This window comes from Actinoallomurus sp. NPDC050550, from assembly GCF_040655075.1.
Taxonomy (GTDB): Bacteria; Actinomycetota; Actinomycetes; order Streptosporangiales; family Streptosporangiaceae; genus Actinoallomurus.
In genome coordinates this window covers 21878-41493 of sequence record NZ_JBFAJC010000040.1, presented here as the reverse complement: position 1 = coordinate 41493, position 19616 = coordinate 21878, and the positions used below count along the sequence as shown (strand labels likewise).

Below are 19616 nucleotides of genomic sequence, written 5' to 3'. Positions count from 1 at the left end.
GTTCCGGCGGTCCGGGATGTGGTCGCTGCCGGAGGTGCGCTGGGCGGCTGCCGCGACCGTGTTGTTCGCCGCCGCCGGCACCAGCCAGCTGGCCGGGACGCCGTCGTGGCTGTCGTGGGGCCTGTATCTGGCCTGCTACGCGACCGGCGGATGGGAACCCGGCCTTGCCGGGCTCAAAGCGCTGGGTGAGCGGACCCTGGATGTGGACCTGCTGATGGTCGCCGCGGCGATCGGCGCGGCGGCGATCGGGCAGGTCTTTGACGGCGCGCTGTTGATCGTTATCTTCGCCACCTCCGGCGCGCTGGAGGCGCTGGCCACCAAACGCACCGAAGACTCAGTGCGGAGCCTGCTGAACCTGGCGCCCGAGCAGGCCACCCGGCTGAACGCTGGCGACAGCGAGGAGATTGTGGACGCAGCCTCCCTCCAAGTCGGTGAGGTGATCCTGGTTCGGCCAGGGGAACGCATCGGCGCCGACGGGCAGGTGCTGTCCGGCGCCAGCGCCGTCGACCAAGCGTCCATCACCGGCGAGAGCGTGCCGGTGGACAAGCAGGCCGGGGATGAGGTGTTCGCCGGCACGCTGAACGGCACCGGCGTCGTGCGGGTGCGGGTGACCCGCCCGGCCGACGAGACGGTTATCGCCCGGATCGTGGCCATGGTCGAGCAGGCCAGCGCCACCAAGGCGCGCACTCAGTTGTTCATCGAGAAGGTCGAGCAGCGCTACTCCGTCGTGATGGTCGCCGCCACCGTGGCGCTGTTCACGCTGCCGCTGTTGTGGGGGACGGCGGTGCAGGACAGCCTGCTGCGCGCGATGACCTTCATAATCGTCGCCTCGCCGTGCGCGGTGGTGCTGGCCACCATGCCGCCGCTGCTGGCCGCCATCGCCACCGCAGGCCGGCACGGCGTGCTGGTCAAGTCGGCCGTGGTCATGGAACAACTCGGCACCGCCACAGCGGTGGCCTTCGACAAGACCGGCACGCTGACCGAGGGCCGCCCACATCTGACCGGCGTGCACGTGCTGGCCGGTACCGGGTGGTCACAAGAGCAGCTGCTGGCGCTGGCGGCCGCGGCTGAGCAGGGATCGGAGCATCCGCTGGGCCGCGCCGTGGTGCGGGCCGCCCGCGAGAGCGGCATCACGCTGATGGCCGCTGAGGATTTCAGCTCCGAGCCCGGACGCGGCGTGCGTGCCCGCGTGCAGGGCAGCGTGGTCGAGGTCGCCAGCCCGGCCCAACTGCTCGACGGCACCGCCGCTGAGATGGTGGCCGACCTGCAGGACGGCGGGCAGACGGCCGTTGCGGTGCGCGTGAACGGCGACCTGGCCGGGGTGCTGGCACTGGCCGACCAGATACGGCCTGGCGCTCCCGAGACCGTGGACCGCCTGAAGACGCTGATCGGGGTCACGCCGGTGCTGCTGACCGGCGACAACGCACGTGCGGCGGCCCGGCTGGCCGCGCAGGCGGGCATCAGCGAGGTCCATGCGGAACTCTTGCCGGCCGGCAAGGTGACGGCGGTGCACGAACTGCAAGCCGGCGGCCGGCGGGTAGCGCTGGTCGGCGACGGCGTCAACGACGCCCCCGCGCTGGCATCGGCTCACGTCGGCATCGCGATGGGCCGCGCCGGATCCGACCTGGCCCTGGACACCGCGGATGCGGTCATCACCCGCGACGAACTGGCCACCGTCCCCGCCGTGATCGCCTTGGCCCGCCGGGCCCGCCGCCTGGTGGTGGCCAACCTCCTCATCGCCGCCACCTTCATCACCGTACTGGTGACCTGGGACCTGCTCGGTGACCTGCCGCTGCCACTGGGCGTGGCCGGGCACGAGGGATCCACCGTCATCGTCGGCCTGAACGGGCTGCGCCTGCTGCGCAACGCCGCCTGGCGCCGCGCCACCACCACAGAAAGCTGACCTCCGCCATGGCCACAGCCTCAAACGGCGGCATCATCGTGCCCGCTGCCATCCAGCTCACCGGTTCGGGTCTCATCCTGCGCGAATGGGACGACGATGACGTGCCCGCGATGGCCGAGCTGTTCGACGAACCCCACATCGACCGCTGGGCCCCGCTACGCGCTCCCTTCGACCAGGCGGCCGCCCGCGCTTACCTGGACCTGGCCCGCCGGCGCCGCGCCGCGGGCCGCAGGCTCCAACTCGCCATCACCACCGATGGTCACCGGCCCCTCGGCGAGATCCTGCTGTTCCCTACCGGCGCCCCCGGCGAGGTGGAACTGGCCTACGCCATCGGCGCCGCGCACCGTCGCCAGCGGCTGGCCGGCCGCGCAGTCCAGCTGATCACCGCCTACGCCTACGCCTACGACACCCTGGCCGCCACCCGCGTGATCGTGCGCATCCCCGCCGGCAACACCGCCAGCGCCGCGGTCGCCCGAACCGCCGGCTTCCAGCTCACCACCGCACCGCTGATCAGCCGTGAGGGCGCCCGCGACCCCCTGCACACCTGGCTCCACCGCCCCTTGAGCACCCCACCGCTCCCTGACCACGAAGCGACCGGACGTGGCTATCGCCCGACGTCGAGGCGTGAGGCTCAAACGAATGAGAGATCCGAATGAAGAACCGAGAGATCCTTATCTGCGGCGCCGGTGTCGTGGGGCCCACCTTGGCGTACTGGCTGGCCAAGCACGGGTTCCGCCCCACGCTGGTCGAACGCGCGCCCGCGCTGCGCACCGGCGGCTATCTGCTGGACTTCTCCAGCGCCGGATACGACGTCGCCCAACGGATGGATCTGGTGCCGGAGTTGTCCCGGCACGCCGTACGCGTCGACGCCACGCATCTGATCGGACGGGACGGCCGCGTCAAGCACCGCATCGACATGCACGCCACACTGGGCTCTTCGGCCGACCGGTACATGACCATTGCGCTTCCCCTCGTAGCGTGGAGACCTGAACCAGAGAGATGGTTGGGCCGTGGGAGACAAGAGACGCCGGTTTGATCCGGAGTTCCGAGAAGGAGCGGTACGGATCGTCAAGGAGACCGGCAAGCCCGTCGCGCAGGTCGCGCGGGATCTGGGGATCAGCCCCTACACGCTGCATAACTGGGTGAAGCTCGACCGCGAGCGGGAGGGCGAGAGCGGCACGCTTGGCGAGTCGGAGCGTGCGGAGCTGGCTCGGTTGCGCGAGCAGAAGGCGGCCTGGGAGAAGGAGCGCGCGGAGCTGGAGATGGAGCGTGATGACGCCCCTATGTTTGTCAAGCCGCCGCTGAGGTCGTTTCTGCTGGTGAAAGCGCTGCCTGGATAAGAGGGAAGACGTCGCGGGCGACGTAGCGTTTGAGGCAGCGGATGATCTCTTTCTTGGACTTGCCTTCGCGGGTGCGGCGTTCGGCGTAGTCCCGGGTGCGTTGGTCGCGGCCCAGGCGGGTGAGCACGATCGTGTAAAGGGCGCTATTGGCGCGGCGGTCTCCACCGCGGTTGAGGCGGTGACGGACGGTCTTACCCGAAGATGCCTCGATCGGGTTGACGCCACAGAGGGCGGCGAACGCGGCTTCGCTGGTGAGCCGGTCGGGATTGTCGCCAGCGGTGATGAGCAGGGCCGCAGCGGTATCAGGACCGATCCCGTGCTGTTGGAGCAGCTGAGGGGCGCAGTCGGTGATGAGGGCGGTCAGCTGCTGCTGGTGGGAGCGGATCTCCTGTTCGAGCATCTGGATGCGGCGCGCCAGCGTGCGCAGCACCTGGGTGGCGGCGGTGCCGATGTCACAGACGCCTGTGTCGGGCAGTTCGGCGCAGCGGCGGACGAGCGTGACGAACAGGATCGTTACCGCAAGGGTCTCGGCGAGTTGCTGTCCGGTCACGGTGAGGATCCGGCCGAACAGAAAGGCGGTCAGGTCCGCGGTGTAACCGGACTCTCGCGAGACGAGCACGACGCCGATCGCGAAGAACGTCGTGAGGAGCACCGCGAGGGCGGTGTCTTCGGTGACGGCGCGGTGGCGGGTCAGCAGGGTGAGGAGTACGGCGGTCAGGCCGCTGGCGATCAGCGCGCCCCAAAGATGCCGCCCTCGCCGGTGAGCAGGTAGCCGATGACGACACCGGGGAAGACGGTGTGGGTGAGGGCGTCGGTCATGAACGCCAGCCGCCGCAGCAGTATGAGGACACCGACCGTGCCGGCCAGCGCCGAGGATGAGCAGCTCGACCAGCGCGCGGGCCATGAACGGATAGGTGAACGGTGCGATGAAGATCTGATTCATGGGCCTATGAGTGGGCGACGATGACGCGGTCGCCGCGCAGCTCGAGGGCGTGCCCGCCGTACGTGGCGCGGAGCCGGTCGGGGGTCAGGGTCGTCTGGGCGGGGCCGAACCCGTACTGGCGCCGGTTGAGCAGGAAGGCCTCTTCACAGGCCAGGTGGGCCAGGGCGAGATCGTGGGTGGAGACCACCACGGCCGCGCCGTCGTCTTTGAGGGTGGCGATGGCATCGACCGCCCTGCGTGCCCTGGTCCGAATGGACGATCGCGCCAGCGGGTGTCGACGGCCATGCCGAGGGCGTTGGTCACCAGTGCTGCGGTGGGTGAGGAGTTGATGGACCAGCCGACCACTCGACGGAGTAGGCGTCCAGGACAACGGCGCAGTACACCTTGCCTTCTCGAGTGGGGTGCTCGGTGATGTCGGTGACCCACAACTGGTTCGGGCCGGTGCGAGTGAACTGGCGGTCGACCAGGTCCTTGGCGATCTGCTCCGGTTTGATGCGGCGCCATTTCGGCCGGCCCATGGCACCCCGAAGGCCCGCGCGGCGCATCAAGAGCTCCACCGCGCCGTGCCCGACGATGATGCCGCAGGCGAGCCTGAGCTCGCCGCGCACCGTAGATGCCACGAGAAGCCTGGTGGGCGTCGGTGATGAGACCGGTCAGCTAGGCGTGACGGATCGCCCGAGCCGATGGCGGCCGAGATAGCCAGGCGTAGTACCCCGACACCGACACATCCAGCACACGGCAGGCCACCTCCACCGGGATAGCCTCGCCGCCATCACTTTGACCGCCTCGAACCTCCTTTTGGAGCACCACATCGCGCACCAGCTCGACCGCACGCCGACTCACCGCCAGCTCGGTCTCCAACCCGATGATCCGGCGCTTGGCCGCAGCGAGTTTTGTCTTTTCCTCGCTGGTCAGGCCCGGCTCCAGGCCCCGGTCGATGCGGTCCTGCCGCCACCAGGTAAGATCGGCTGATCACTAATAAGCTCCACGTCGGCCACGGCGCGCCCCTCGACCCCGGGCGGGTAGGCTGCTGGGCGGCCGCAGAGCAGCGCCGGCTCGACCGCCTTGTGGCTCGGGACGCGTGCGTACCAAGGAAGAGACCGCGGCATGACCACGGGTCCTCTGACCGGACAGCCAAGTCGGGGCGGGACCTGGCGGTGGCTTCGGTTCCAGTCGGCGACGACGGCCGCCCGCTTCGCGCAGTTCCTGTGGCAACTGGACAAGGGTTCCAGCGCCGGCCAGTATGGGCGGCACGGATTCGGTGCACGGACTCGACGCATGCCGGGGAGCAGCGGAAGCCGGCCTCTCTTCAGCGCCTTAGGGTTGACCAGTGGACGAGCTGTTCGATCGGGACGAGGAATGCGGTCGGCTGACGGCAGCGCTCGACGCCGCCCGGCATGGGATGAGCGCGGTCGTCGTACTGCGGGGTGGGCCCGGGACCGGCAAGAGCGCACTGCTCGATCACCTTCAGTTCACGGCGGCCGCCGACTTCGAGACCATGCGTTTCGACGCCGTGGAGTCCGAGGCCGAGCTCGGTTTCGCCGCGCTGCACCAGCTGCTCAGGCCGCATTTGGCTCAGTTGTCCACGTTGCCCGAGCCGCAGCGCGCCGCACTGTGCCAGGTGCTCGGGCTTCAGGAGCGGACCAGTCCGCCGGACCGTTTCCTCGTCGGGCTGGCCTCGCTCGGGCTGCTGGCCGTGCGTGCCGATGACAGGCCGTTGCTATGCCTGGTGGATGACGCCCACTGGCTCGATGAGGAGTCCTCGGCGGTGCTCGCCTTCGTGGCTCGCCGGCTGTACGCGGACTCCGTCGCGATGGTGTTCGCCATCCGGGACGAGACGGACCGCATCGACCATCTGGCGGGGTTGCCCGAACTGGCCGTGACCAGTCTGGGTACGGAGGCGGCCGGGCGGCTGCTGGAGTCGCTGGTGCCCGGTGTCCTCGATCCCGACGTCCGCAGCCGGGTGGTCGCCTCCACCGGAGGCAATCCTCTCGCCTTGATCGAGGCGGGCCGGGAACTGAGTTCCGATCAGCTCAGCGGTGAGGCGCCGTTGCCGGAGCCCATCCCGCTCGGCCGGGCCCTGGAACGGGTGTACCTGCGCGAAGCGCTGGCGCTGCCACCGCAGACGCGGACTTTGCTGCTGGCCTCCGCGGCCGATCCCACGAGTGATCCGAACGTGCTGTGGCGGGCCGGTCCGGCACTGGGTTTCGACGCGAACGCCGCAGCGGCCGCCGAGGAGCGGCACCTCCTATCGATCCGGGAGACCGTCAAGTTCCGCCATCCTCTGATCCGTTCGGCCGTCTATTACGGCGCCCCGCTGTCGCAGCGTACGAGGGTCCACGCCGTCCTGGCCGAGGTCGCGGGAGGGCTCGGCGAAGTCGACCTGCGCGCCTGGCACTTGGCGGTGGCGGCAACCGACCCGGACGACGTCGTGGCGACCGAACTCGAGCGCGCCGCGGAGCGCATCCGCGACCGCGGCGGCTGGACCGGCAGTTCGACGCTTCTGGCGCGCGCCGCATCCTTGACGTCGGACCTGCCCGCCCGTGCCCGCCGTCTCCTGGGGGCGGCGGAGGCCGGCGCAGTGGCGGGCTCACCTGGGCGAGCCCAGGCTCTGCTCGACGAGGCGGCCGCCTACCGCGAGGACCGGCGCTACAACGGCCTGGTGCAGCGCGTTCAAGCGCGGATCCACCGTCTGACGGGCGCGCCGGCGGAAGCGACCTACTCCCTGTTGGCGGCGGCCCGGGAGCTGGGACCCGTCGACATCCGTCTTGCTCGCGACATCCTCGTGGAAGCGCTCGTCCAAGCGCAGATCAGCGGCTCGCTCGCGCCGCAGGGGGCATCACGCCTCAGCGTGGCCGAGACGGTCCGTTCCCTCCCGCTCCCCGCCGGGATGCAGGCCACGACGGGTGACGTGGTGCTCGAAGCCGACACGGCGGTCCATCTCGAAGGGCTCGGCACCGCAGGCCCGCGGCTTCAGCAGACTATTGAGGCGGTACGGCATGAGAAGTCGACGGCTCCTGAACTCTTCCAGTGGCTGGCCGCTGCCTGCTCGCACGCGACCATCCTCGGCGACGACATCGCCCTGCACGAACTCGCCTGGCGGCTGGAGGCCGAAGCCAGACGGCAAGGTGCCCTCATCCCGATGGCCCTGGCCCTCAGCCACACGGCGCTGTCCGAGCTGATCGCCGGCCGCATCGCCGAATCAGAGCGCCTCTTCGACCAGCGTGCGGCGCTGGAAGAAGCCCGGGGCTCACAGCTGTACCTGGGCGCCCTGCTCGTCGCCGCGTGGCGCGGACGGTTCGAGGAGGCCCGTGCGCTGACGGAAGCCGTCCAGGAGCACGCCGCCCGCACCGGCCAGGGATATCAGCTGGTTTTCTGCGACTACGCACGCAGCGTGATCGAGCTGAGCCAGGGCCGGTACCACGAGGCGTACCTCAGCCTGGAAGACAAGATCGGGGACACCTGCCAGGTCAAGTTCGCTCTCGTCGACATGGTCGAGGCAGCGACACGCTCCGGCGAGAACGACGCGGCGACGCATCTGCTGGAACACCTGTCCCGTCTCGCCGACAGGACCCCCATCCCGGGCCTGCTCGGTGACCTCGCCCGCGCGCAGGCACTGATCACCGCCGACCCCTCGGCGGCGGAAGCGCTGTACCTGCGGGCCATCCAGCATCACGGGAACACCCGAGGCCCGTCGCGCAGGGCGCGGAGCCATCAGCTCTACGGGGAATGGCTACGGCGAGAGCGCAGGACCAAAGAGGCGCGGTACGAGCTACGGATCGCCTATGAGCTCTTCGACGCGATGGGCGCTCATGGTTACGCGGCCAGAACGGCACAAGAGCTGTCCGCAGCCGGGGATCCAGTTCAGCCCGGCGGGAACGCGCGCGGCGGTGGCAGCCGGCTGACTCCCCAGGAAGCGCGCGTCGCCCGCCTGGCGGCCGGCGGGGCCACGAACGCCGAGATCGCGGCCCAGCTCTACCTCAGCGTGCACACCGTGGACTACCACTTGCGAAAGGTGTTCCGGAAACTCGACGTCCATTCCCGGCGCGAGCTGGCCGACCGGCGAGATCGCATCACCTCGGCGTAAGGGGCGCGACGCCGACCAGGACCACGGGGCAATCGATCGCCTGCGGGAAGGCGCCTCGGGCCACGTAGTAGGGGTGGTCGCCGACTACGTACCGCACGGGATGGCGGGGCGGGTCTTTCGGCGGAGTGTGATCGCGAGGGCCGGTTCCCACGCCATCGGCTCTCCCACGCGGATGGAGTGGCGCAGGTCATTCTCGGCGAGATCGGGTGACTCCTAGCGGGGCCATCGCGCGGCGAAGTCGAAGGCACCAGAAGGAGGCCCATGCAGGACCTGCTCGCTCAGGCCGTTCGGGCCCACGGCGGAGCCGAACACTGGCGCACGCTGTCCCGCCTCCGGGCTCGCGCCCGCGTCCAAGGAGCCATCTGGGCGGTCAAGGGCAAAGGGGCCTCTTCGACGACATCGCCATCACCGGAAAGACGCGCGATCAACGCCTGACCATCGCTCCGTACCCTGGACCGGGACGCCACACCACCTGGGAGCCTCAGCACCAGACCATCGAGCAGGACGATGGGGTCCTGGTGGCCGAGCGACTCGATCCCCGGGCCCGGTTCGACTCCCACACCCGGCAGACACCATGGGACGACTTCCACGCCGCGTACTTCGCGGCGGAGGTCCTGTGGAACCATCTCACTGTCCCCTTCCACCTCCTGAGCTCCGTCGTCCACATGGAGGAAGGAAAGCCCTGGCAGGAGGATGGAGCCGTCTGGCAGGCCCTCCACGTCACCTACCTGGACGAATTCGCCACCCCGTCGAAGCAACAGACCTTCTACTTCGGCCCGGAGGGCCTGCTGCGGCGCATCGACTTCGGCTTCGACCTGCTCGGACCCGGACCGGCCGTGCACTACGCCTCGCGACACCGGCACTTCGACGGCATCGTCGTGCCCACCCGGTGCCGGGTCCATGTACGCAACCCCAACGGAACGCCGGCCCTCGAATCCACGTTCCTCGCGATCGACATCGAAGACGCGCACTACTTCTGACGGCGACTACCAGGTCACCTTCGGGGTCTCACTCCTTGCCGAGGAGTTCGCGCACGTGCTGGACGATTTCGTCGTTGGTGTAGGCGTGGCCGCCGATGCCCCAGCCGCCGGGGACCGCTTCGGTCAGGGCGACCCAGGTACGTTCGCTCAGCGAGGGGTCTCCCGATGCGTTGGCCACCAGTTCGGAGATCTCCTTGACCAGGCCGAGTTGCTGCTCCCGGTTTAGCGCACCGGCGTTGGTGGTCACGGCGACGCGCACGTGGTCGCTGCTGCCACCCGCGGTGGAGAAGGCATCCGCGTCCAGCTCGTGGATGAAAGCGGCCGTGTTGTCGGTGAAGAACGGAATGACGGGAACCTTCTCCCAGCGCATGATCGCTTGAGCGAGCTCCTGCGCCAAACCCTTGCGGTCCTTGATGATTCCCCGAGCGGCGTACACGTCGATCATTGGCATGAGGGATCCCTGCTGTGCTGAGTGGGCGCCGTTCCGGCTTCCAGTGCGGACTTTCGTGCGATGTTGCCCGTCATCGGCAGGCGTGGAAATCACGCGACGCACGTAGTGCGGGGTCTGAGAAGGACTACGCGTGATACGTGATCGAGGACACGGCGGGCTCGAGGAGGATGAAACAGATCGGCATCGCGTAACGCATGCGGCGCGCAGGCCCTTTGAGGAGTGGAGCGATTTCGGAGGGCGCGGCCGCATCTCCTTGCTGCTCACCCGTCAAGCTGCAGCGCCGTCCCCAGCCCGGCCAACCCAGCGTGGACCGCCGCACGGCTGTCGGCGGTGAGCTCGTGTTCCCCCGACTGTTGTATCTGACCTTTGTTCGCATGATCGGCTGGTTGGTGTTGCTGGCCCGGACCGAGGCGTCGAAGGCCTCGAGGGTAGATGCCCAGGTCAACCGCCCTGCACCGATTCTGGCACCCCGCACGGTTGTGATCAGCTGGTCCGCAACCGCCGGAGGGCACCGCCGGGGACCGCGAGCCCCGCCCAGGGACTTCGACAGATGCGAGCGCCGAGGGACGCTGCGTGGTGACCCATCCAGAACGGAGCCTCCCATGACCAAGCACGCGCTCGAGCCGGCGGCACAACTGATCGCCGGAGCCGTCTGCAAGCCCCGGTTCCTGTACCAGCCCGGCCCGGACGGCGCAGACGTTGGGCGCCCAGCCCTGACGCGATTGACGCAGGCGGCGATCGCCTCGATGGTGGATACCTCGCCGCGTTCGATCTGGGAGAGCAGAGGAGACCGGGCAGGACCAGCTACACCAAGTGGGATCGCGCCGCCTACATCGAACGTGTCGGCGGCGAATAAGAGGCCGAGCGCCGCCGCAAAGTCCTCATGGCCCGCCAGAGCGGACGCCGCCTCGCCGAAGAACGCAAACGCAACGGCCTCACCCAGGTCCAACTCGCCAAGGCCATGGGCGTCGCACCCGGGCGGGTGGCGCGTTCCTTCAAGTAGATCTCATACAGGTGCTCGGCGCGGGGGATGGCTGCCTGGTACCACCGGTTCCGGCCGAATTCTGGGTACCCAGCTGGGGTTGACAGGGCGTTCCCTCCTCCCGTTAGCTAAGCGAGCTCAATCACCCGCAAAACGATTTGCATGGTCCCCAGGGCCAGGGCCCGAGAAGGTGACGCGATGTCGCGAGATCCAGACCGCCCCAGCATTGCGAGCGTGGCCGCCGCTGCCGGTGTCAGTCCCACCACGGTCTCCCATGCGCTGAGTGGCAAACGGACCGTGTCCGCGGACACGCGCGAGCGGATCCTGAAGGCCATCGAGGAGCAGAACTACCGCCCGAACATGGTGGCCAGGAGCCTTCGTAGCCGAAAGACCCAGTCGGTGGCCCTCGTGTTCGTCGACATCGCGAACCCTTACTACCCGGCCGTCGCCCGCGGGGTCCACGACGTGCTGGCGATCGAAGGGTACGTCTCGTTCATCGGCAACACCGATGGCGACGCCGAGACGGAGCGGAGGCTGCTGGAGGAGATGACGGCGCGCGGTGTGGACGGCGTGGTCATGCAGCCCATGGCGCTGTCCGCCGCGGAGGTGCGGGAGATCGTGGGCCCGGCGATGCCTCTTGTCATCATCGGGCACGAAACCAGTGAGATGCCCGCGGACTGCGTGGGCACCGACGACACCCGTGGCCTGACCGAGGCCGTGGCTCACCTCGCGCGCAAGGGCGTGCGCGACTTCGGATTCATCGACGGCCCCCCGGAAAGCGTCACCGGGTCGCTTCGCCTGACCGGGTTCCGCGCCGCCGGGTTCCGCGGGGCCGTCGCCGCCGCGGGCCTCGAGGTTCGGGAGCGGTGGATCGAGTACGGGCCGTTCGCGCGGGACGGCGGAGCCGCGGCGGCGGCGCGCCTGCTGGATCGCGCCGATCGCCCGCGCGCGATCCTTTGCGCCAACGACCTGATAGCGATCGGTGCGCTCGAGGCCGCGCGCCGGGCCGGCCTGCGGGTGCCCGACGACATCGCCATCGTCGGATTCGACGACATCGAAACGGCGGACCTCGTGACACCCCGGCTGACGACCGTCGTCAATCCCGCCTCCGCAGTCGGCGACGCCTGCGCTCGAACCATCCTGTGGCGCGTCGAGAACGGGCCGGACGCGCCGTACCGGCGCACTGTCCTGCCCACCCGACTCGTCGTGAGAGAGTCCGCCTGACCGCATCGGCCGAGCCGATCGTGGCGCGGGCGTCGCCCTCGCTCTTGATGCAAAACGATTTGTACGTAAACCCGGTGGCGTTCCTGAGGCCCGGGACGCAGAACAGAAAGATCCCCAATTCGATGACTCGAACTTCTCCCCGCTCCGCCATCGAGCTCGATGAGGCGTATCGGCACAGCACCCAGGACGCCTGCCGGCCCAGGGACCTCCTCGCAGACGAGGTCGCCCAACGCCGGGAGAGTGGGTACGACGTGGACGATGTCGTCTGCGCCGCGAACGCCACCGATCCGGACGACCGCGCCGCGCTGCTCGCTCTGGTCGACGTGATGGGGGACAGCACGCGCCTGCCGGGCTGGGCCTACGAGGAACCCGACGCGTTGGAGGACATCCGCGCCGCCGTGGACCCCGTGCCGGCGCTCGCGGCCGATTCCAGCGGCTACCCCGACCAGGTACACGCGGGGTGGCTGGGACGCATCGCCGGCTGCAACCTCGGCAAGCCCGTGGAGGAGGGCGATCACTGGACCGCGGAACGCATTCGGGGTTACCTGGTGCTCGCGGACGCGTACCCGCTCACGGATTACTTCCCCGTTCTGGACCCGATGCCGGATGGCTTCGAGTTCGTGGACAACTGGCCGGAGACCACGCGTGGACGGGTCAACGGATCCGCGCGCGACGGCGACATCGACTACGCGATCCTCGCTCTGCACCTGCTGGAGACGCACGGTCGTGCGCTGCGCCCGGAGCACTCACTCGGCCATCCCAGCACATCCGACCCCACCGACCGGCGATAACGCTACAAATCCAAGCGATCACACTGCGACATGACCGGCATCAACCTACAAAACGCCCTCTTAGAGGGCGTTTCGCCTACGTTCAGGAGAAAAAGCCGTCTTTGCGGCTGGCGGCTTTCGCGGTAGTTCGTGCTGTCGATTCGCATTCGCGCGGTCAGAAGCGGTGCTCGCAGCGTCCGTTTAGTTCGTATAGGTCGTTCGGATTTCGTTTGGTTTGGTGATGAGGTGGAAACTTCCTATTGGTCCCTGCTGGTCGAGGGGCGCTGCCGGTCCAAGGCGATTTCAAAGTCGCACATCCGTGTTAGTGCGTGCCCGTTTGTCCGGTTCATGGGGTCATAGAATCGGGATGAAACGCCCTCTGAGAGGAGACACGCTCAACCACCGGGCTACGCTGCCGCATAGCCGCAAGCCCCGACGTGTCTACAGAACCGAGGCAACTTCACCCTGACCGATCTAGGGGAGGCTACGGTCGGCTGGTCAGGTGGGAATTAGCGCGCCGTCAGAGCCCAGTGATTGCGGTCGGTGGACGGCGGCGTTCGCTATGCGCGAGCTTGAAGCAAGGGGGATCGCACGCGATCGAGATGGACGCCGGTCGGCACGTACGCCCGGATCGCGGATCCCGTTCGGGGGTGTAGAGGACAGGCCGATGTCCGCTGCGCTCGATCCGTCAGCATCGGGCACCCAACAGCGAGTATCGCGTTCTACAGGTTGTCAGAACCGGCGGTGCTCCCGAACGGCCGGTGGTTCCTGCGGCGGGTCATAGGGCGACCGTCCGCTCGGGGCGCTGAATGCGCTGGAGAGGGCTTGACGCATCCAGTCGGCTGCTATTTCGGTCGCCACGAGCATATCGAGCTGGGATCGATGGGCTCCGTTAGCGGTGAGGAACGGCCTGTTTTGGAGCAGATCAGATGCTTCACGCAGAGGTACTTCGGCTTCGTCTGGTCGCAGGCCGGTGGCGGCCAGTACCTCACCGTATGCGGCGATGACCTCACGGCTGGCCTTGAGTGAGGCGCCGATCACCGCGCCAAGGAGAGCGTCGCAGTCCTCCAGCGCTTCAGCGACCATGCCGGCTTCGAGCATGGCTCGGACCTGGCGGACGAACCGGTGTGCTGAGCTGTCTGGGCTCAAGCCGCGCGCTGTCGCGCGGCGGCGCAGCTCGGCGATGGCTGCAGCGGCTGTCTCGGCATGAGGAACCGCCTCGAGCCGCCTGATGCAGTCAACGATCAGACGCGCTGGCGGCTCGAGGGAGTAGGCGGAACCGATGCGGTAGGCGTTGAAGACCCACGAGAGGGCAGCTTCGGCGTCGCCTGTCGTTATCGCGGCGTAGGCGAGACTGTGGTAGGCCCCGTACTCGATCTCGGGTGGGATGTTTTCGAGCTGGTGAGCGAGGTGTGTGGCGAGTCGCCGGGTCTTCGGGTGGTCACCGCGATCGGCGTACACGGCGAGGAGTTGTGTGTCGATGAGGACGCTGGCGGGGCCGGCCGTCTCATGTGCTTCTTTTTGGATCTCCAATCTCGCGGCATCGGCAGTGTTCTCGGCGCTGTCCGGGTCACCGGCCAGGCGTCGGCACCGGATCATCGCAGCCTGGCTGATGGTCCACTGCGGTTTGCCGACCGGAAGGTGCGATGAAGCCCGCTTCAGGGCCGAGAATGCATCGGAGTACTCCCCGTTCGCTTCGTGTGCGAGGGCGGCGCCGATGTCGGCTTCGGTTCGCCGGCCCAGAAGGATCGTGGTCGCAGACCGTAGTCTGGTGTAGCGCTCAAGGGCGGCCGAGGCATCACTACGCAAGAACACCTGCTCGGCGACGGTGAACGCCGTATCGATGTGGTGTTGGATTTTCGCGGGAACACCGTCTGTGAGGTAGGGCACGGGGCAGCTCAGCCGGTTGGCGAGGAGCCGAAGCAACTCATTGGGAGGCTGTTGGTGCCCGGATTCGAATACTGCGATGTCGCCTGCGCGGCAGAGTGGTTCGCCCAGCGCCTGTTGCGTGAGCCCGTGGGCTCGCCGTAGCAGCGCGATCCGCTGCCCCACGGTCTGTGCACTCGTTGGCATTCTCTCTCCTCGACCGGCCTGGGGGAGGCTACGGCCGGCCGGTCAGGTGGGAATTAGCGAGCCGTCAGAGCTCAGCGATGGCGGTCGACGGGCGGCGGCGTTGCATGGCCACCGCGAGGCACTCGAGGAGACGGGTTTCCTGATCCGGCTGGGACGAATTATCGACCTGTGGTCGTGGCAGATGCGACGGAATGGCCAACCGATCAGAGTCGTCGCGGTATCCAATGGACTGAACGGCGGGCGCGCGCCGGCCTTTCACGGCCGAAGTCACCCGCCCCACCGATGCCGCCCGCCTCGTTGCTCAGACGACCGCCGCTGCCCGAGCCGTCGGATGTCATACTTCCGAGCGGGCGGCCCGCAACTCGGGGAAGAACCGGTGTTCGGCGACCGGGCCCGGCCACACCGCGCCCGGCGTGCCGGTTCCCGGCTTGTGGCCCAGGAGGCGTTCCACGGTCAGCAGATGGGTGGTGCGCCAGCGGTCGTACTGGTGGTCCAGCTCGGTCAGCGCCTCGGCCAGTGAGTACAGCTCCCCGCGCGCCTCGCGGTAGATCCCGGCCCACGCCTGCTCGACCGCGGGATGCGGCTCGTACGGCCGGGCGAAGTCGCGTTCGACGCACTCCACCGGGATGTTCACGCCCCGGCGCAGCAACAGGGCCAGCACCCCGTCGTACAGGCTCGGCGCCCGCAGCGTCGCCTCGATCAAGGTGCGGAGCCGAGGCACCGCCGCGTACACGGCAGCGATCTCCGGCGATTTACCGCCGAGCGCGAACTCCAGTCGCCTATACCCGAAGGAGCGGTACATGAGGAATTGTGACTCCGGCGCCATACCCCCCAGTTCGTCCTGGAGCGCCACGAACTCCGCAGGCGCGATCGTACTCACCTGCTTCCAGGAGGTGGTGAGCATCCGCTGAGCGTGTCCGGCACGGCGCAGGCGCCATAGGGCCGGCCCCAAATAGTCGTCCAGCAGCAGGTCTCGCGCCGCGTTGACCTCGGTGAACAGCAGCTTGAACAACAGCTCCTGCACCTTTCCGGTGACGTAGAACGACAGCTCCGCCGACTGGTCGGTACGCGGGTACCGCAGGCCTAGCAGGACCTCGACGTGGGAGTCACCGATGTAAGGCGTACCGCCCTCTTCGACACTGCCGACAGTGAAGTCGAGCAGCGACTCGGCCTCGCCGACGCGGCTTCCCTCAATTCCCATTTTCCGCCTGGCTCCTTGTCACGCAGCGATGAACACCGACCGCCTGCCACTCACCCGACTTGTTCACCGGGTCATTTCGTCCGGCGAGGACGGATCAGAAGTGAACTCGGCTCTGCCCGAGTCACTGAAGTACGTGGTGGCGACAGCCGGTCGGTCACAATCCGACATACGTAGACCACGGCGTTCGGTTCACCGCGTGCCTGGCCGCCGGACCGAACTCCCCGGGAGCCTCCGGGAACTCCGGTGCCCGCCGGACACCGGCGCGTGCTCTCCCCCGCCGCTCTCCATCCGAGAGAACATGGTCAAAGCCCGAGCCGCTCCCGTGGGACGGGCACGCTGCGGCGGTGCTGCACGCGCGCAGTCAGGCCCTCAGCGGGTGAACCAGGGGTTACCGCCGCCGAGGGCCAAACGGACACCTTGGTCACGCCGAGGGAGACGAGCAACGCCAACTTACGGGCCATGGCGGTCTGGTCGACGTAGTCATAAAGGATGCCGTTGGAGGGGACCGGCGTAACCGTTGATCAGCCGAAGTTCACCAGATAGGGCGAGGTGGTGGTGCCTTCGGCGCCACCGGTCCACCCGGTGCTGGCGCTGAAGTGCGCGGTGCCAACGTAGAAGGAAACGTCGGGGTGGGTGTTGTAAACCCCGTAGACCTTGGCGTACGTCGTACCGCCGCCCAGGCCGATCGACCGGCACGTCCCCGGGTACGCCAGGAAGGTCGCGGCGTAGCCTTGCTGGGGGATCACGCCGTAGGCGGCGTAGTTGCCTTTGGCGCAGATCTTGAAGGTGTTGGACACCGCCGCGGACGCCGGTACGGCCGAGACCGCGATACCGGCACCGGCCATGGCCACCGCCGTTACGGCAATGCGAGCACGATTGGAAACGTTCTTGGACATCATCGATCCTTCCCTCGATCGGAAGACTTGAGGCGTAAGCCTCCGCCTGGCGTCTTGTGAGGCACGGGCCTGCGCAAGCTCGGCGTAGTTAACACGGCCCTCAGTACAGGGAGCGATTCCGATCGAGGTAATTTGTGAGCTAGATCACGCCAGACGTTTCTGGTCGCGCCGGGTAGGGCTGGCCGTCTATGCGTCAGTGCCGAGGGCGCGGGCGGCCCTCGGTGGCGGACCCCAATGCGGATCCCTGCCCGAAAGGGCCAGTGCCTGGTCGAACAGGGAGGCGTCGGCGTCCGGCGTCACTTCGTCGCCGAGCAGTCCCAGGCCGCGCATCCGCGGAGCCTCCCGCCTGTAGGTCTCCAATGTGGACGCGGCCAGGTGATCGGGGATCCGCAGGAACCGGCCGGTGGCCACGGCCAGATCCCAGGCGTGAACGGTGAACTCCCCGATCAATATCCCCCCGAGCGCGGCGGTGGCCATGAGCGAACCGCCCATGCTCGCCTCTCCCTCCCACACCTGAGGGTCGGCCCATGTCATCACTGCCGCTTGGGCTCTTTCAGCGAGGAGAGGCGGCCATCCCGACTCCGGCGTTTCAGCGAGAAACGGCATGGGGTCCGCGGTCGCGGTTGAGGGATCCCATTCCCTGTCCCTGCCGAGGGCCTCGGCCATGAGGAAAATCTTGGCCATGTGGTTCACCAGGCCCCTCACGGTGAACTCGGCGCAGGGCGTCGCATCGCCGTACCGATCGACGGACACGCCGGTGAGTACCCGCATGAAGACATTGATGCTCTGCCCCAACTGCTCCGGGGACGATGGATCTGACATGTGAGGACCTTTCGTTCAGGCTGCGCTGCTCCGTTCGGCCGCGCTCGTCGCCGAGGCCGGTCGTACCGCGTGCGACGGCGGATAGTCGGTGTAACCGGCGGCATCCGGCCCGTAGATGAGGTCCAGTTTCGGCACGGCCAGCGGGGCGCCGGAGGCGAATCGAGCCGGCAGGTCCGGGTTCGCGATGAACGGCGTGCCGAAGGCCACCAGGTCCGCAAGGTCATCGGAGAGGATCCGGTTCGCCCGCTGCTGATCGAAGCCGACGTTGGCGATGATGGTGCCGTGGTAGACATTCCGGAAGTGCCGGAACATGCCGTCGCCGGCCAGGTGCTCCAGCGGACCTCCGGCAGGGTCGACCATTGTTCCCATCAGGAGTAGATGTGACAGACCGTAGTCGTTGAGCCGCCCGAGCACATACTCGCTGTCCGCCACCGCGTCGGGCCCGGCGACGAATTCCCCCGTTTCCGACCAGGCCGGTCCGGCCTTCACACCGACGCGCCGTAGGTCGACGAACTCACCGACCGCTTCGATGACGTCGAAGAGGAAGCGGGCCCGATTCTCGATCGAGCCTCCGTAGAGGTCGTCGCGCAGGTTGGTGCGCGGGTTCAGGAACTGGCCGATCAAGTAGTTGAAGCCCGCTTGCAGCTGTACTCCGTCGAAGCCGGCCGCCATCGCGTTCCGCGCGGCGGTCGCATAGTCGGCGATGGTCTGGCGGACATCCTGCGCCGTCATCGCCCGTGGCCGTACGGTCGGTTTGCGGCCGGTGGGCGTGGGCGACGGCAGCCCCGGGTTCACGGCCGATGGGGCGAGAGGCGGGCGGCCGTCGAAGAAGTCGGGGTGGGACGCGGACCCTGTGTGCCACAGCTGAGCGAAGATGACGCCCCCCGCACGGTGGACGGCGTCTGTCACCTCGCGCCATGCGGCGACTTGCTCGTCGGTGAACAGGCCGGGCGCGTCGTGCCATCCAACGGCGTCACGGCTGATCCAGATGCCTTCGGAGATGATCAGTCCGGCGGAGGCCCGTTGGGTGTAGTACTCCGCGTGGAGATCGGTGGGCACCAGACCGTCATTGCGGGCGCGACTCCGCGTCAGCGGCGCCATGACCACGCGGTTCTCGAGGGCGATGTCGCCCAGGCGGTACGGCAGTAGCACGGGCTGCGTGAAGCTCATTGGGGACTCCTGTCCAGGGAATGAGTATGAAAGTCGATCAAGGGAGCCTCGGGCGGACGGCTACGTCTCGCGTCCGGAGCCCTGAGCGCCGAGGAGGCGCGGCGGACGGACACGGCACGGCATGACACCCTCTTAAAGCACCGATCTGTGCGTTACGCTCACCGTAGCACTCCATCATCCAAAGGCCAAATCCTGTGCCTTATGGCGAAGCCTGAACTCCGGCCCTCCATCACGCCCCGCTCGTCCGGTTGGCGGTGCAGGCCGGAGGGTCGGCTCCGCCCGGCATGCCAGGAGCATTGATGTGATCTATCTCACAAATTTCCAAGATCGGGATCGTTTCCCGTAGTGAACGCCGTGTTAACTACGTGTTAACTACGCCAGGCTTCGCAGGCCAGTGGTTCAACGGGCCAGGAGCTGAGCGGCACCACGACGGACTCCCTTGCCGGGAAGCCGCCGCGGGTACGCAGGAAGGCCGGTGATCGTGACCCTTCTCACCGATCGCAGGCGGGGACAGTCAGCTGGATGGCGGACGTCCACGCACAGCGCCACCGCAGACACTCCTGCGTGCCTGCAGGTCGCTCGCGGATACCTGGTCACCGGCGCCGATGGCAGGCAGCGGTTCACCGCCGGCCCGCCGGCCGCATCAGCCGCCGCGCCGAGCCGCATGCTCATGACCGCGACAGAGCCACCGGCCACCTCCGCGCGGGAGACAGCACCTGCGGCTGACCCGTCAAGCGTCGGCGAAGAGTCCCATGTTCCGAGCGACCACCTCGA

General features: G+C 68.0%; 19 protein-coding genes and 2 pseudogenes. 10 read left to right on the top strand and 11 right to left on the bottom strand.

What is annotated here, in order from left to right:
* The first annotated feature begins 16 nt into the window (after positions 1 to 16).
* From AB0I04_RS38630 to AB0I04_RS38615, 4 genes are read left to right on the top strand one after another with little or no spacing between them, the layout of a single operon-like run.
* A complete protein-coding gene (locus AB0I04_RS38630; protein ID WP_360896520.1) occupies positions 17 to 1903 on the top strand; it encodes a heavy metal translocating P-type ATPase in 1887 nt (628 codons plus the stop codon).
* An 8-nt stretch (positions 1904 to 1911) separates the two neighbouring features.
* Positions 1912 to 2559, top strand: coding sequence for a GNAT family N-acetyltransferase (locus AB0I04_RS38625; protein ID WP_360896517.1), 648 nt, complete (start codon positions 1912 to 1914; stop codon positions 2557 to 2559).
* Positions 2556 to 2939 (top strand): hypothetical protein, encoded by a 384-nt coding sequence (locus tag AB0I04_RS38620; RefSeq protein ID WP_360896514.1) that lies wholly within the window; start codon positions 2556 to 2558, stop codon positions 2937 to 2939. Before AB0I04_RS38625 ends, AB0I04_RS38620 begins: the two co-directional genes overlap by 4 nt.
* Positions 2914 to 3243, top strand: coding sequence for a transposase (locus AB0I04_RS38615; RefSeq protein WP_360896511.1), 330 nt, complete (start codon positions 2914 to 2916; stop codon positions 3241 to 3243). The genes AB0I04_RS38620 and AB0I04_RS38615 overlap by 26 nt, the downstream gene beginning before the upstream one ends.
* Here the strand turns inward: AB0I04_RS38615 and AB0I04_RS38610 are convergent.
* The 5 genes and pseudogenes from AB0I04_RS38610 to AB0I04_RS38590 all read right to left on the bottom strand — a co-directional run.
* Positions 3194 to 3598, bottom strand: a pseudogene (locus AB0I04_RS38610) (transposase); the annotation flags it as partial. The gene AB0I04_RS38615 and the pseudogene AB0I04_RS38610 overlap by 50 nt on opposite strands.
* A gap of 195 nt (positions 3599 to 3793) precedes the next feature.
* Positions 3794 to 3937 (bottom strand): annotated as a pseudogene (locus AB0I04_RS38605) (metal ABC transporter permease); the annotation flags it as partial.
* Between the two features lie 35 nt (positions 3938 to 3972).
* A complete protein-coding gene (locus AB0I04_RS38600; RefSeq protein WP_360896664.1) occupies positions 3973 to 4080 on the bottom strand; it encodes a metal ABC transporter permease in 108 nt (35 codons plus the stop codon).
* Between the two features lie 110 nt (positions 4081 to 4190).
* Entirely contained in the window at positions 4191 to 4376 is a 186-nt protein-coding gene (locus tag AB0I04_RS38595; protein WP_360896508.1) for a hypothetical protein, read from the bottom strand.
* 109 nt (positions 4377 to 4485) lie between these two features.
* Positions 4486 to 4806 (bottom strand): hypothetical protein, encoded by a 321-nt coding sequence (locus AB0I04_RS38590; protein WP_360896505.1) that lies wholly within the window; start codon positions 4804 to 4806, stop codon positions 4486 to 4488.
* Positions 4807 to 4963: 157 nt separating this feature from the next.
* Between AB0I04_RS38590 and AB0I04_RS38585 the strand changes: the two genes are divergently transcribed.
* From AB0I04_RS38585 to AB0I04_RS38575, 3 genes are all read left to right on the top strand, one after another.
* Positions 4964 to 5158, top strand: a complete 195-nt coding sequence (locus tag AB0I04_RS38585) for a hypothetical protein (RefSeq protein WP_360896502.1) — start codon at positions 4964 to 4966, stop codon at positions 5156 to 5158.
* 358 nt (positions 5159 to 5516) lie between these two features.
* On the top strand, positions 5517 to 8273 hold the full coding sequence (locus AB0I04_RS38580; RefSeq protein WP_360896499.1) for an AAA family ATPase: 2757 nt from the start codon (positions 5517 to 5519) through the stop codon (positions 8271 to 8273).
* Positions 8274 to 8791: 518 nt separating this feature from the next.
* The gene (locus AB0I04_RS38575; protein ID WP_360896497.1) at positions 8792 to 9253 is read left to right on the top strand and encodes a hypothetical protein; all 462 of its coding nucleotides are present in this window, start codon (positions 8792 to 8794) and stop codon (positions 9251 to 9253) included.
* Positions 9254 to 9281: 28 nt separating this feature from the next.
* On the opposite strand, the gene AB0I04_RS38570 is transcribed toward AB0I04_RS38575, so the two are convergent.
* Entirely contained in the window at positions 9282 to 9698 is a 417-nt protein-coding gene (locus AB0I04_RS38570; RefSeq protein WP_360896494.1) for a hypothetical protein, read from the bottom strand.
* Between the two features lie 889 nt (positions 9699 to 10587).
* On the opposite strand from AB0I04_RS38570, the gene AB0I04_RS38565 reads away from it, so the two are divergent.
* The 3 genes from AB0I04_RS38565 to AB0I04_RS38555 all read left to right on the top strand — a co-directional run bounded on the left by AB0I04_RS38565 (position 10588) and on the right by AB0I04_RS38555 (position 12701).
* A complete protein-coding gene (locus tag AB0I04_RS38565) occupies positions 10588 to 10707 on the top strand; it encodes a helix-turn-helix transcriptional regulator (protein ID WP_360896491.1) in 120 nt (39 codons plus the stop codon).
* Positions 10708 to 10884: 177 nt separating this feature from the next.
* On the top strand, positions 10885 to 11910 hold the full coding sequence (locus AB0I04_RS38560; protein ID WP_360896488.1) for a LacI family DNA-binding transcriptional regulator: 1026 nt from the start codon (positions 10885 to 10887) through the stop codon (positions 11908 to 11910).
* Positions 11911 to 12032: 122 nt separating this feature from the next.
* The gene (locus tag AB0I04_RS38555) at positions 12033 to 12701 is read left to right on the top strand and encodes a hypothetical protein (protein WP_360896485.1); all 669 of its coding nucleotides are present in this window, start codon (positions 12033 to 12035) and stop codon (positions 12699 to 12701) included.
* A gap of 711 nt (positions 12702 to 13412) precedes the next feature.
* On the opposite strand, the gene AB0I04_RS38550 is transcribed toward AB0I04_RS38555, so the two are convergent.
* From AB0I04_RS38550 to AB0I04_RS38530, 5 genes are all read right to left on the bottom strand, one after another.
* The gene (locus AB0I04_RS38550; RefSeq protein ID WP_360896483.1) at positions 13413 to 14753 is read right to left on the bottom strand and encodes a hypothetical protein; all 1341 of its coding nucleotides are present in this window, start codon (positions 14751 to 14753) and stop codon (positions 13413 to 13415) included.
* 334 nt (positions 14754 to 15087) lie between these two features.
* Positions 15088 to 15954 carry a tryptophan 2,3-dioxygenase family protein gene (locus AB0I04_RS38545; protein ID WP_360896480.1) on the bottom strand — a complete coding sequence of 289 codons (867 nt, stop codon included), beginning with the start codon at positions 15952 to 15954 and terminating at the stop codon, positions 15088 to 15090.
* A gap of 521 nt (positions 15955 to 16475) precedes the next feature.
* Complete coding sequence (locus tag AB0I04_RS38540) at positions 16476 to 16850, bottom strand: hypothetical protein (protein ID WP_360896477.1); 375 nt, start codon at positions 16848 to 16850, stop codon at positions 16476 to 16478.
* A 186-nt stretch (positions 16851 to 17036) separates the two neighbouring features.
* Complete coding sequence (locus AB0I04_RS38535) at positions 17037 to 17672, bottom strand: TIGR03086 family metal-binding protein (RefSeq protein WP_360896474.1); 636 nt, start codon at positions 17670 to 17672, stop codon at positions 17037 to 17039.
* A gap of 15 nt (positions 17673 to 17687) precedes the next feature.
* Positions 17688 to 18842, bottom strand: coding sequence for an alkene reductase (locus AB0I04_RS38530; RefSeq protein ID WP_360896471.1), 1155 nt, complete (start codon positions 18840 to 18842; stop codon positions 17688 to 17690).
* Positions 18843 to 19616 lie beyond the last annotated feature (774 nt).